11 protein-coding genes are annotated in these 13,189 nt (G+C 66.3%); 8 read left to right on the forward strand and 3 right to left on the reverse strand.

What is annotated here, in order from left to right; genetic code table 11:
- Both B9Y82_RS06855 and galU read left to right on the forward strand, forming a co-directional pair.
- Positions 1–1,914 carry a polysaccharide biosynthesis protein gene (locus B9Y82_RS06855; RefSeq protein WP_100472036.1) on the forward strand — a complete coding sequence of 638 codons (1,914 nt, stop codon included), beginning with the start codon at positions 1–3 and terminating at the stop codon, positions 1,912–1,914.
- On the forward strand, positions 1,911–2,789 hold the full coding sequence (gene galU / locus B9Y82_RS06860; RefSeq protein ID WP_100472037.1) for a UTP--glucose-1-phosphate uridylyltransferase GalU: 879 nt from the start codon (positions 1,911–1,913) through the stop codon (positions 2,787–2,789). The genes B9Y82_RS06855 and galU overlap by 4 nt, the downstream gene beginning before the upstream one ends.
- Positions 2,790–3,270: 481 nt before the next feature.
- Here the strand turns inward: galU and B9Y82_RS06865 are convergent, their stop codons facing one another.
- The 3 genes from B9Y82_RS06865 to B9Y82_RS06875 all read right to left on the reverse strand — a co-directional run bounded on the left by B9Y82_RS06865 (position 3,271) and on the right by B9Y82_RS06875 (position 7,644).
- The gene (locus tag B9Y82_RS06865) at positions 3,271–4,479 is read right to left on the reverse strand and encodes an acetyl-CoA C-acyltransferase (protein ID WP_100472038.1); all 1,209 of its coding nucleotides are present in this window, start codon (positions 4,477–4,479) and stop codon (positions 3,271–3,273) included.
- Between the two features lie 99 nt (positions 4,480–4,578).
- A complete protein-coding gene (locus B9Y82_RS06870; RefSeq protein WP_100472039.1) occupies positions 4,579–6,951 on the reverse strand; it encodes a 3-hydroxyacyl-CoA dehydrogenase/enoyl-CoA hydratase family protein in 2,373 nt (790 codons plus the stop codon).
- A 39-nt stretch (positions 6,952–6,990) separates the two neighbouring features.
- Positions 6,991–7,644: a TetR/AcrR family transcriptional regulator gene (locus B9Y82_RS06875; protein ID WP_043397021.1), complete on the reverse strand. Its 654-nt coding sequence runs from the start codon at positions 7,642–7,644 to the stop codon at positions 6,991–6,993.
- A 325-nt stretch (positions 7,645–7,969) separates the two neighbouring features.
- On the opposite strand from B9Y82_RS06875, the gene ndk reads away from it, so the two are divergent.
- The 6 genes from ndk to bamB all read left to right on the forward strand — a co-directional run bounded on the left by ndk (position 7,970) and on the right by bamB (position 13,186).
- The gene (gene ndk, locus B9Y82_RS06880; RefSeq protein WP_008265389.1) at positions 7,970–8,395 is read left to right on the forward strand and encodes a nucleoside-diphosphate kinase; all 426 of its coding nucleotides are present in this window, start codon (positions 7,970–7,972) and stop codon (positions 8,393–8,395) included.
- A gap of 10 nt (positions 8,396–8,405) precedes the next feature.
- A complete protein-coding gene (gene rlmN / locus B9Y82_RS06885) occupies positions 8,406–9,611 on the forward strand; it encodes a 23S rRNA (adenine(2503)-C(2))-methyltransferase RlmN (RefSeq protein WP_005409296.1) in 1,206 nt (401 codons plus the stop codon).
- Complete coding sequence (gene pilW / locus B9Y82_RS06890) at positions 9,598–10,383, forward strand: type IV pilus biogenesis/stability protein PilW (protein ID WP_100472040.1); 786 nt, start codon at positions 9,598–9,600, stop codon at positions 10,381–10,383. Before rlmN ends, pilW begins: the two co-directional genes overlap by 14 nt.
- A gap of 18 nt (positions 10,384–10,401) precedes the next feature.
- Positions 10,402–11,274, forward strand: a complete 873-nt coding sequence (locus tag B9Y82_RS06895; protein ID WP_100472041.1) for a RodZ domain-containing protein — start codon at positions 10,402–10,404, stop codon at positions 11,272–11,274.
- 65 nt (positions 11,275–11,339) lie between these two features.
- Complete coding sequence (locus B9Y82_RS06900; protein WP_100472042.1) at positions 11,340–11,978, forward strand: YfgM family protein; 639 nt, start codon at positions 11,340–11,342, stop codon at positions 11,976–11,978.
- The gene (gene bamB / locus B9Y82_RS06905; protein ID WP_100472043.1) at positions 11,978–13,186 is read left to right on the forward strand and encodes an outer membrane protein assembly factor BamB; all 1,209 of its coding nucleotides are present in this window, start codon (positions 11,978–11,980) and stop codon (positions 13,184–13,186) included. The genes B9Y82_RS06900 and bamB overlap by 1 nt, the downstream gene beginning before the upstream one ends.
- Positions 13,187–13,189: the final 3 nt, after the last annotated feature.

Below are 13,189 nucleotides of genomic sequence, written 5' to 3' on the forward strand. Positions count from 1 at the left end.
ATGGCTTCACCCTGGCGGGACAGAATCCTCGGCCTGATGCCGCGTTCGGCCATCGTCTGCCACGACCTCTTCATGGTCTGGGCATGCTGGCAGTTGCTCCATGCAGGGCGTTACTCGATCCTGCCCAACGCCCCGGCGCTACCTCTGTGGAACGTCGATACCACCCTGGTCCTGCTGCTGCAGGGCCTGGTGTTCTGGCGCGTGGGCCTGTACCGCGGCCTGTGGCGGTTCGCCAGCGTCAGCGACCTGCTGAACATCTTCAAGGCCAGCTTCATCGGAATGGTGGCCATCGTCCTGGTGCTGATGTGGAAGCGCTTCGACGGCGTGCCGATGTCGGTGCTGGTGATCTATCCGTTCGCGCTGTCGGCGCTGCTGGGTGCGCCGCGCCTTCTGTACCGGGCCTGGAAGGACTACCAGGCACTGCAGTCCGATTCCAGCGCCCGCCGCGTGCTGATCCTCGGCGCCGGCCAGGCCGCCGAAACCCTGGTCCGCGACCTGCGCCGTTCCGGCAACTTCGAGCCGGTCGGCCTGCTCGACGATGCACCCCACCTGCGTGGTGCCAAGCTGCAGGGCCTGCCGATCCTCGGCACCCTGGATGACGCACCGACGGTGGTCCGCGAGACTGCTGCCAAGCTGCTGGTCATTGCCATGCCGTCGCTGGATGCTGCGGGCATGCAGCGCGTCGTCGCGATCTGCGAAAGCACCGGCGTGCCGTTCCGTACCGTGCCCAAGCTCAGTGACATCCTGCAGGGCCAGTCGCTGCCGGGCCAGCTGAAGGAAGTGGCGATCGAGGACCTGCTGGGCCGCAAGCCGATCATGCCGGACTGGAACCTGATCCGCGGCTGGTTGGGCGGGCGCACCGTGATGGTCACCGGCGCCGGTGGTTCGATCGGCTCGGAGCTGTGTCGCCAGTGCGCGCGCCATGGTGCCGGCCGCATCATCCTGCTGGAAATCAGTGAACTGCTGTTGCTGACCATCGAAGGCGAGCTCCGTCGCAGCTTCCCCGATGTCGAGATCGAGGCAGTGCTGGGCGATTGTGGCGATCCGGCGGTGATTCGCTACGCGCTGTCGCTGCACCCGGTCGATACCGCTTTCCATGCCGCGGCCTACAAGCATGTGCCGGTGCTGGAGCGCCAGCTGCGCGAGGCGGTGCGCAACAACATCCTGGCGACCGAGAACGTGGCCCGCGCCTGCCTGGAGGCCCGCGTGGAGCACTTCGTGTTCATCTCCACCGACAAGGCGGTCGATCCGGTCAATGCGCTGGGTGCAAGCAAGCGCTACGCCGAGATGATCTGCCAGAGCCTGGACCAGAAGTCCACGCACACCCGTTTCGTCACGGTGCGCTTCGGCAACGTGCTGGCGTCGGCCGGCAGCGTCGTGCCGCTGTTCCGCGAGCAGATCCTGCGCGGTGGCCCGGTGACTGTCACCGATCCGGAAGTCAGCCGCTACTTCATGACCATCCCCGAGGCCTGCCAGCTGATCCTGCAGGCGGCCGCCTCGGCCTCGCATGGCGCGATCTACACCCTCGACATGGGCGAGCCGGTGCCGATCCGCGTGCTGGCCGAACAGATGATCCGCCTGACCGGCAAGCAACCGTACAAGGACATCCAGATCATCTATACCGGCTTGCGTCCGGGCGAGAAGCTGCACGAGACGTTGTTCTATTCGGACGAAGACTACCGCTCCACCGCACACCCGAAGATTCTCGAGGCCGGCGTGCGTGCATTCTCGCGGGATCTGGTGCTGGGCAACGTCCCGCGCCTGCGTGAGGCGATTGCCAGCTACGACACTGCCAGCATCCAGGAAATCCTGTTTGCGACGATGCCGGAATTCTCGCCAATCGAACAGGATGCTTACATTTCATCCGCTAAAGTCGTGCCTTTTCCGGCACGTGAGGCCAACAGGCACCAATGAGCAAGCGAATCCGCAAAGCAGTTTTCCCGGTGGCAGGGCTGGGGACACGTTTCTTGCCAGCAACCAAGACTGTGCCGAAGGAGATGCTCCCGATCATTGATCGGCCGCTGATCCAGTACGCCGTGGATGAGGCGATTGAAGCCGGCTGCGATACGCTGGTGTTCATCACCAACCGCTACAAGCACGCGGTCGCTGACTATTTCGACAAGGCCTACGAGCTGGAGCAGAAGCTCGAGCGCGCTGGCAAGCAGGAGCAGCTGGAGCTGATCCGCCACGTGCTGCCCAACGGCGTGCGCGCGATCTTCGTGACCCAGGCCGAGGCGCTGGGCCTGGGGCATGCCGTGCTGTGTGCCAAGGCGGTGATCGGCGACGAACCCTTCGCCGTGCTGCTGCCCGACGACCTGATCTGGAACCGGGGTGCCGGTGCGCTGAAGCAGATGGCCGACCTCAATGAGGCCAGTGGTGCAAGCGTGATCGCCGTTGAAGACGTGCCGCATGACAAGACTGCCAGCTACGGCATCGTTGCCACTGATGCGTTCGACGGCCGCAAGGGTCGCATTTCGCAGATCGTGGAGAAGCCGAAGCCGGAGGACGCGCCGAGCGACCTGGCCGTGGTCGGCCGCTATGTGCTGAGCCCGAAGATCTTCGAACTGCTGGAGGCGACCGGCACGGGTGCCGGTGGCGAGATCCAGCTGACCGATGCGATCGCGGCGCTGCTGAAGACCGAAGAGGTCGATGCCTATCGCTTCGAGGGCACGCGTTTCGACTGCGGCACGCACCTGGGGCTGGTCGAGGCGACGATCCGCTTCGCGCTGGACAACCCGAAGCTGGCTGGCCCGGCGCGGGAGAAGCTGGCGGCGATGTTGGCGGAATAAGGGTTTTATCAAGCGCTCCGTCAGCGCTTTGATTGATACGTGATGGGCGGGACGGGTGGGCCTTTGCAGGACACGCCGTAAACCCGTCCATGGGGGCTCGATGGCGCCATCCATGGCGCCAACGGTCCTGCAAAGGCCCACCCGTCCCACCTGTCAGATTTCCCGTGGGCGCGGACGGGAAGGGCGGAATCAAGGGCAAGAGCAAAAGCAAAAAAGGCAGCCATAGGCTGCCTTTTTTGCTTGTTGGGGTCAGATCCCTTTGCGCCGCAAAGGGCTCTGACCCCAGCCTTTGCCCCTGCCTTTGCTCACCCCTCCGCCGCGCGGAATGATGAATGGCGCGGGTGAGTGAGGCTGGCTGGGACTGTCAGCGGCATGGATGCCGCTGCCAAGCCCCCAGGGACGGGTTCACGTCGTGTCCCGGGCAGTCTCACCCACCCGGGCCCCACAGCGAACCGAAACGTCCGCCGGCACGCCTTGAACCTTACAGCGCTTCGAAAATACCCGCCGCGCCCATGCCGGTGCCGATGCACATCGTCACCATGCCGTACTTCTGCTGGCGACGACGCAGGCCGTGCAGCAGGGTCGCGGTACGGATCGCGCCGGTCGCACCCAGCGGGTGGCCCAGGGCGATCGCGCCGCCCAGCGGGTTGACCTTGTCCGGGTCAAGGCCGCAATCGCGGATCACCGCCAGCGACTGCGCGGCGAACGCTTCGTTGAGCTCGATCCAGTCCAGCTGGTCCTGGGTCAGGCCGGCCTGCTTCAGTGCCTTCGGGATCGCGGCGATCGGGCCGATGCCCATCACTTCCGGGCGCACGCCGGCCACCGAGAAGCTGACGAAGCGGGCCAGCGGGGTCAGGCCGTAGTCCTTGATCGCCTGCTCCGAGGCCAGCAGTACCGCGCCGGCGCCGTCGCTCATCTGCGACGAGTTGCCGGCGGTGACGGTGCCACCGAACTGGCCGTTGCGGAACACCGGGCGCAGCTTGGCCAAGCCTTCGGCCGAGGAATCCGGGCGCGGGCCTTCGTCGGAGTCGGCGATCTTGTTGCGGGTGATGATGCGCTGGCCATCGGCCAGGTCCGGCAGGTGCGAGACGATCTCATAGGGGCTGATCTCGTCCTTGAATTCGCCGTTCTGGATCGCGGCCATCGCCTTCTGGTGCGAGGCCAGGGCGAAGGCGTCCTGGTCTTCGCGCGAGACCTTCCACTCTTCGGCGACCTTCTCGGCAGTGATGCCCATGCCGTAGGCGATGGCAACGTGGTCGTTGTCGAACACGCTCGGCGCCATGGCGATCTTGTTGCCCATCATCGGCACCATCGACATCGACTCGGTGCCGCCGGCCAGCATCAGGTCGGCGTTGCCCAGGCGGATCGCATCGGCGGCCTGTGCCACGGCCTGCAGGCCGGAGGAGCAGAAACGGTTCACGGTTTGCGCCGCGATGGTGTTTGGCAGGCCGGCCAGCAGCACGCCGATGCGAGCCACATTCATGCCTTGCTCGGCTTCCGGCATGGCGCAGCCGATGATGGCGTCATCGATGCGGTTGACGTCCACGCCCGGGGCCTGGGCGACGACACTGCGCAATACGTGCGCAAGCATGTCGTCGGGGCGGGTGTTGCGGAACATGCCCTTGGGCGCCTTGCCAACCGGGGTACGGGTGGCGGCGACGATGTAGGCGTCCTGGATTTGCTTGGTCATTGCAGTGATCTCTCGAATTTTTTAGCTGGAGTGCCGACCGACGGTCGGCACCCACCAGAAGCAGAGAAGTGCCGGCCAGAGGTCGGCACCCGCCATCAATCAGTTACGCAGCGGCTTGCCGGTCTTCAGCATGTGCGCGATGCGGGCCTGGGTCTTTTCCTGCTGGGCCAGTTCGACGAAGTGCTTGCGCTCCAGGGTCAGCAGCCACTCTTCGTCGACCAGGGTGCCGCGGTCGACCTTGCCGCCACACAGGACGGTGGCGATGCGCTCGGCGATCTCGTAGTCGTACGGGCTGATGAAACGGCCTTCCAGCATGTTGACCAGCATCATCTTGAAGGTGGCGATACCCACGTCACCGGCGACCTGGATGCGGCGTGCCGGCAGCGGCGGACGATAGCCCGCCTCGGCCAGGGCACGCGCTTCGGCCTTGGCGATGTGCAGGGCCTCGTAGCTGTTGAACACCACCTTGTCGGTGCTGCGCAGCAGGCCCAGTTCCTTGGCGTTGACCGCGGAGTTGGAGACCTTGGCCATTGCCACGGTTTCGAAGGTCTTCTTCAGTTCGGCGAACACGTCGCCGCCTGGGCCCGCGGCCTGCGAGGCGCGCACGGCCAGTTCCTTCAGGCCGCCGCCGGCCGGCAGCAGGCCGACACCGGCCTCGACCAGGCCGATATAGCTTTCCAGGAAGGCCACGGTCTTGGCGCTGTGCATCTGGAACTCGCAGCCGCCACCGAGGGCCAGGCCGCGCACGGCCGCAACCACCGGGACCAGCGAGTACTTGATGCGCTGGCTGGTGCGCTGGAAGTTGGCCACCATCTCTTCGAACTGGTCGACCTTGCCGGCCTGCAGCAGACCGAGCGCGCCGGCCAGGTCAGCACCGGCGGAGAAGGGTTCCTTCTGCTGCCAGATCACCAGGCCCTGGAAGTCCTTCTCGGCGCGGCTGACGCATTCCTGCAGGCCGTCCAGCACCTGGTCGGACACGGTGTTCATCTTGGTCTTGAAGCTGACCACGGCGATGCCATCACCGTCGTGCCACATGCGCAGGCCGTCGTTCTCGAACACGGTCTCGCCCGGCGCGAACTTTTCGCCCAGCAGCGGATCCGGGAAACGCTGGCGCTGGTACACCGGCAGCGACGAGCGCGGCAGCTTGGCGTTGCGCGACGGGCTGTAGCTGCCTTCGGCCGCATGCACGCCGTCGCGGCCATCGAACACCCAGTCCGGCAGCGGGGCGTTGCTCATGCTCTTGCCGGCGACGATGTCATCGGCAATCCACTGCGCGACCTGCTTCCAGCCGGCGGCCTGCCAGGTTTCGAACGGGCCCAGCGACCAGCCGTAGCCCCAACGGATGGCCAGGTCGACGTCGCGCGCGGTCTCGGCGATGTCGGCCAGGTGGTAGGCGCTGTAGTGGAACAGGTCGCGGAAGGTCGCCCACAGGAACTGCGCCTGCGGGTGCTGGCTCTCGCGCAGCTTGGCGAACTTCTCGGCCGGGTTCTTGATCTTCAGGATCTCGACCACTTCCGGTGCAGCGGCGCGGTCAGCCGGGCGGTAGTCCTGCTTCTCCAGGTCCAGCACGACGATGTCCTTGCCGACCTTGCGGAAAATGCCGGCACCGGTCTTCTGGCCCAGCGCGCCCTTGGCGATCAGCGCATCCAGCCACTTCGGCGACTTGAAGAACTCATGCCACGGGTCGTTCGGCAGGGTGTCGCCCATGGTCTTGATGACGTGGGCCATGGTGTCCAGGCCGACCACGTCGGAGGTGCGGTAGGTGGCCGACTTCGGGCGGCCGACCAGCGGGCCGGTCAGGCCGTCCACTTCATCGAAGCCCAGACCGAACTGCTGGGTGTGGTGGATGGTGGACAGGATCGAGAACACGCCGATGCGGTTGCCGATGAAGTTCGGGGTGTCCTTGGCATACACCACGCCCTTGCCCAGGGTGGTGACCAGGAATGCTTCCAGGCCTTCCAGCACGGCGGCGTCGGTGGTGGTGGCCGGGATCAGCTCGGCCAGGTGCATGTAGCGCGGCGGGTTGAAGAAGTGCACGCCGCAGAAGCGGTGGCGCAGCTGCTCGGGCAGCACGTCGGCCAGCTTGTTGATGCCCAGGCCCGAGGTGTTGGAAGCGAGCACCGCGTGGTCGGCCACGAACGGCGCGATCTTCTTGTACAGGTCCTGCTTCCAGTCCATGCGCTCGGCGATGGCCTCGATGATCAGGTCGCAGTCCTTCAGCTGCTCCAGGCCGGACTCGTAGTTGGCCGGGGTGATGGCTTCGGCCAGCGACTTGCTGGCCAGCGGTGCCGGGCTCAGCTTGCCCAGGTTGGCGATCGCCTTCAGCACGATGCCGTCGGCCGCGCCTTCCTTGGCGGGCAGGTCGAACAGCACGGTGTCGACGCCAGCGTTGGTGAGGTGGGCAGCGATCTGGGCACCCATGACGCCGGCACCCAGCACGGCGGCGCGGCGGACTAGCAGGGAATTGGACATGGTGTAGGGCCTTTGTTGGTCAGCAGTTACTGGGTGGAATCAAAGGGAAGCGGGCAGGGCGCTGGCGCGAGCGGCGGCGCGGAACCCGGCTTCGGCGAAATGGATCAGTTCGTGGGCGGCATGGGCACGATGCGCCGCTTCGGTGACACCGGCGGGACGCTTGATCAGCCCGAAGTCGGCCATGGCATAGGTGAGCGAGCCGGCGAGGAAGTCCAGGCGCCAGTACAGCTCTTCCTTGCTCAGGCCGGGCACGCACTCGCCGATGGCCTTGCCGAACGCACGCAGCACGTGGCCGTAGTGGTCGGACAGGAACTTGCGCAGGTTGTCGTTCTTCTCGGCGTAGGCGCGGGCGATCACGCGCACGAAGGCGCCGCCGTTCTGGCGGTCCTGGGCCAGTGCCAGCGCCGGCTCGACGAAGGCGGCCAGCACCGGGCGGAGCTGCCCGGGGTGTTCGCTGCGGGCGCGTTCGAGCTGGGACAGGCGGGCGCCGGTCATCTCGTCCATGCGGCGGCGGAACACCTCGTTGACCAGGTTTTCCTTGGAGCCGAAGTGGTAGTTGACCGCAGCAATGTTGACGTCGGCCTGGCTGGTCACCTGGCGCAGCGAAGTACCGGCGAAGCCGTGCTGTGCGAACAGCTCCTCAGCCGCGCCGAGGATGCGGTCCTTGGTCGAGAAGTGGGCGGGTTTGGCCATCGGCGGGCGGACCTTAATCAAACGATTGTTTGATACTAGGACCAGACGGTAGCGTATGGCATTTTGCAGTGCAGCAAAAATGCCCGGAGCGGTCAGAATCCGCTCAGGTGGGTGAATGGGCGCAAAGGGTAGTGCCGGCCGCTGGCCGGCAACGGCGGGCAGCCTATAGGACGCCAGCCTGCCGGCCAGCGGCCGGCACTACCACCCTGCCGCTTTATCTTTTACAATTCGCCTACGTTTATCAGGCTAAGCCCGCGTCCCGACGCGGGTTTTTTTCATGTTACCCTTCGGGCCATCCGCGGCCCGATTCCATTGGAGACATCCCATGGCGCTGGAGCGCACCCTTTCGATCATCAAGCCGGACGCCGTTGCCAAGAACGTCATCGGCGAAATCTACGCCCGCTTCGAGAAGGCCGGCCTGAAGGTCGTGGCCGCCAAGTACAAGCAGCTGTCGCGCCGTGAAGCCGAAGGCTTCTACGCCGTGCACCGCGAGCGTCCGTTCTTCAACGCGCTGGTCGAGTTCATGATCTCCGGCCCGGTGATGATCCAGGCCCTGGAAGGCGAGAACGCCGTCCTGGCCCACCGCGACCTGCTGGGCGCCACCAACCCGAAGGAAGCCGCTGCGGGCACCATCCGCGCCGACTTCGCCGAATCCATCGATGCCAACGCCGCCCACGGCTCGGACTCGGTCGAGAATGCCGCGATTGAAATCGCCTACTTCTTCGCCGCTACCGAAGTCGTTTCGCGCTGAGAGTAATGCCGTGAACGAGGTCGTACAGTCCCCCGCCATCCAGCCGCTGCCGAAGTCGGCACCCACGGCTGGCAAGCAGAACCTGCTCGACCTCGATCGCGCGGGCCTGGAGAAGTTTTTCGTCGAGGTTCTCGGCGAGAAGAAGTTCCGTGCCCACCAGGTGATGAAGTGGATCCACCATCGCTACGTCACCGACTTCGATGAAATGACCGACCTCGGCAAGGTCCTGCGCGCCAAGCTGCAGGCCCATGCCGAGGTGCTGGTTCCGAACATCGTGTTCGACAAGCCCTCCGCCGACGGCACCCACAAGTGGCTGCTGGCGATGGGCGTGGATGGCAAGAACGCCATCGAGACCGTGTACATCCCCGACAAGACCCGCGGCACGCTGTGCGTGTCCTCGCAGGTCGGCTGCGGCCTGAACTGCACGTTCTGCTCTACCGCCACCCAGGGCTTCAACCGCAACCTGACCACCGCCGAGATCATCGGCCAGGTGTGGGTTGCCGCACGCCACCTGGGCAACGTGCCGCACCAGATGCGCCGCCTCACCAACGTGGTGATGATGGGCATGGGCGAGCCGCTGATGAATTTCGACAACGTCGTGCGCGCCATGAGCGTGATGCGCGACGACCTGGGCTACGGCCTGGCCAACAAGCGCGTGACCCTGTCGACCTCCGGCCTGGTGCCGCAGATCGACCGCCTGTCCGCCGAAAGCGACGTGTCGCTGGCAGTGTCGCTGCATGCGCCGAACGACGCGCTGCGCGAGACCCTGGTGCCTCTCAACAAGAAGTACCCGATCGCCGAGCTGATGGCTTCGTGCGCGCGCTACCTGCGCGCCAACAAGCGCCGCGAGTCGGTCACCTTCGAATACACCCTGATGAAGGGCATCAACGACAAGCCCGAGCATGCCCGCGAATTGGCCCGCCTGATGCGCCAGTTCGACAACGCGGTGCAGGCCAAGGATTCGGGCAAGGTCAACCTGATTCCGTTCAACCCGTTCCCGGGCACACGCTACGAGCGTTCGGAAGAAGCACACATCCGCGCCTTCCAGAAGATCCTGCTCGACAGCAACGTGCTGACGATGGTCCGCCGCACCCGTGGCGACGACATCGACGCCGCCTGTGGCCAGCTCAAGGGCCAGGTGATGGACCGCACCCGCCGCCAGGCGGAGTTCAACAAGACGCTGCAGGCGGGGAAGGGGAGCGATGCCGCGGCCTGACCGCCTCTGGCTGGTTCTGTTCGCAGGCGTGCTGGCCGTTGCGGTCGGCGGCTGCAAATCCCATCCCAAGGCCAAGCTCGGCCCGAGCCAGGCGCCGGTCTATTCGGTGGGTGACCCGGAAAGCGTGCGGCGCGAAGTGCGCTGGCGCGACCTGTTGACCCTGGCGACCCGCGACATGCAGGTCGGCAATCTCGACGCCGCCGAGCGCAAGGTACGCGAAGCGCTGAAGCTGGCGCCCGAGGCCCCCGATGCGCTGGTGCTGCAGGCTGGCATCGACGACCGCCGTGGCCGCACCCGCCAGGCGGGAGAGAACTTCCGCAAGGCCGCCGAGCTGGCGCCGCAGCGCGGAGACGTGCTCAACAACTACGGTGCCTGGCTGTGCCAGCAGGGCCAGGCGGCCGAATCACTGGTCTGGTTCGATCGGGCGCTGCAGGCGCCGGGCTATGCCACCCCGGGCGAGGCGCAGGCAAATGCCGGCAGCTGCGCACTGGACGCGGGCCAGCTTGAGCGTGCCGAACGCGACCTGCGTGCGGCCCTCGTCGCGGCGCCGGCCAACCCGGTCGCGCTGGAGTCGATGGCCCAGCTGAGCTTCCGCCAGGGCCGCTACATGGAGGCCCGGGCCTTCGCCGAACGTAGGATTGCGGCTGCACCCGCAACGCGTTCCGTGTTACAACTTGCGTCTCAAATCGAAGCGAGGCTGGGCGATCGGGCGGCATCTGATCGCTATCTGCAGCGGATTCGACAGGAATTTCCGCAGGAAGCGGGCTCCTAACTCCAGGGTTGATGCATTGTGATTGATGACCAGACTGTGAGCGCTCTCGAGACTGCGGCCGGCTGCGGCACCCGCCTGCGCCAGGCCCGTGAAGCGGCCGGACTGACCCTCGAAGATGTCGGCTCGCGCCTGCGCATGCCGGTCCAGGTGGTCAAGTCGCTGGAAGAGGAACAATGGCAGAAGCTGGGGGCGCCGGTATTCGTGCGCGGCCAGCTGCGCAGCTACGCGCGCCTGCTGGACGTGGACGTGGGCCAGCTGCTGGAACAGGCCCAGGTCGGCCCGGTGGTTCCGCCCACCCTGGTCAGCCATACCCATACCCCGCGTGCGCGCCGCATCGCCGAGAACCTCGGCCGGCGCGCGCTGTACGTCGGCATCACTGCAGTGCTGGCGGTGCCGGTGTGGTTCGCCACCCGTGGCCATTTCGACGACAGCGCGACCCCGTCGCCGAGCACCGCCTCGTTGGACGTGATCCCGGCCGCCGTGCCGGTCGCCCCGTCCGCGGCCGGTGCCGAGGCTGTCGCGCCGGCAGAAGCGACCACTGCCCCGGCCAACAAGCCGGCGGCGACCCCGTACGTGGCCTCGCTGGCCCCGGTGCCGCGCCCGGCGCCGGCCCCGGCGGCTTCCGGCAATGCGCTGGAAATGCAGTTCAGCGGCGACAGCTGGGTCGACATCGGCGGCCCGGACGGCAGCACCGTCGAGAAGGCGCTGATCAAGTCCGGCGAGACCCGCAGCTTCACGCCGGGCCAGGTGACCCGGGTGACCTTGGGCAACGCCTCGGCGGTCCAGGTTCAGCAGAACGGCGCTATCGTCGATCTGACCCCCTACCAGCGAGCCAACGTGGCACGCTTTCAGGTATCCTCTGAAGGCTCCGTAGTCCCGGTTTCGCACTGAGGCGCGGTTTCACCACCTTCGATTAAACCCAATGGTCCCTCCCGATGGGCGGGGCGAGAGTACGCATGGCGATCGACGATCTGCTCGACGAGCACGAACAAAGTGAACGCGTCCGCAGCTGGCTGCGGAAGAATGGCGCCAGCATCCTCGGTGGCGTAGTCATCGCCATCGGTGCCATTGCCGGCTGGCAGTGGTACCAGAAGGATCAGGGCGGCAAGATGGCTGCGGCCAATGTCGAGTACCAGAAGGCCCTGCAGGGCCTGCAGCAGAACAAGCTTGACGACGCCGCCAAGGCGGTCAAGGCGCTCGAAGCCGGCCCGTCCAGCATCTACGGCGACCTCGCGGCGCTGCAGCTGGCCAAGGCCCAGGTCGACGCCGGCAAGAACGAAGAGGCACTGGCTACCCTGCGCAATGTGAAGGTCGAAGGCGACCTGCAGCGCGTGGTCGACCAGCGTGTGGCCCGCCTGCTGGTGGCCACCGGCAAGAGCGACGAGGCGATCAAGCTGCTGGGCAGCGCCACCGACAGCAGCAGCCTGGAAATCCATGGTGATGCGCTGATGGCGCAGGGCAAGCGTGACGACGCCCGCGCACAGTACGAGAAGGCGCTGAAGACGCTGGATGTGGCAGCGCCGCAGCGGCGCCTGCTGGAAACCAAGGTTATGGACGCCGGCGGCACCGTCGCCGCCCCTGCGGAGTCGGTTTGATGAGTCAGAAGGTCATGATCACCCGCGTCGCCACCGTGCTCCTGATGGGCATGGCCCTGACCGGCTGCAGCACCATGAAGGGCTGGTTCGCCGGCAAGGACGCGGCCGCGAAGAAAGCACAGGAACCGGCTGAGCTGGTCAAGTTCGAGCCCACCCTGAAGGTCAGCAAGGCCTGGTCGGTCAACCTCGGCAAGGGCGAGCGCCGCATCGGCGTGCGCCAGGGTCCGGCAGTGGCCAACGGCCACGTGTTCGCCGCGGCGATCACCGGTGGCGTGCACGCCATCGACCTGCAGACCGGCAAGAAGGTCTGGACCTGGGAGCCGAAGAAGGAAAAGAAGAAGGCCAAGCTGCGCCTGTCCGGCGGCCCGGGTGTCGGTGAGAACCTGGTCGTGATCGGCACGCTGGATGGCCAGGTCATCGCCCTGGATATCAACGATGGCAGCGAGAAGTGGCGTGCCCGTGTCCCGGGTGAAGTCATTGCCGCGCCGGCCGTTGCCCAGGGCATGGTCTACGTGCGCAGCAACGACGGTCGCATCACCGGCTTCGATGCCGGCAACGGCACCCAGAAGTGGTTCAACCCGAGCGAACTGCCGGCGCTGACCGTGCGCGGCAACGCGCCCGTGGTGACCGGTCCGGGCGTGCTGTTCATCGGCAAGGACGAGGGCGCGGTTGCGGCCCTGGCCCAGCAGGATGGCCGCACCCTGTGGGAACAGACCCTCGGCAACGGCGAAGGCCGCACCGAGCTGGAGCGCATGGCGGACGTCGACGGTGCTCCGGTGCTGGAGGGCAACACCCTCTACGTGAGCAGCTTCAAGAACCAGACCATGGCCATCGAAGGCCCGACCGGTCGCCCGCTGTGGGCGCGCGACCATGGCGGTGCCGGTGGCGTGGCGGTGTCGTCGGGCAATGTGTTCGTCACCGACAACAAGGGCGGCGTGTTCGGCCTGGACAAGGCCAGCGGCGCGGCGATGTGGTCGCAGACCGCGCTGGCCCGTCGTTCGCTGACCGGCCCGGCGCTGCACGGCGACTACGTGGTGGTCGGCGACTACAAGGGATACGTGCACTGGCTGCAGGCGTCCGATGGTGCGATGGCGGCACGGGCAAAAAGTGGCGGCGACGCCCTGCTGGCCCAGCCGGTCGTCGCAGACGGGGTGCTGCTGGTGCAGAACGTTGATGGCAAGCTGACCGCCTTCCGGTTGGCAAATTAAAAA

It is taken from the genome of Stenotrophomonas maltophilia (assembly GCF_002799155.1).
GTDB lineage: Bacteria > Pseudomonadota > Gammaproteobacteria > Xanthomonadales > Xanthomonadaceae > Stenotrophomonas > Stenotrophomonas maltophilia_R.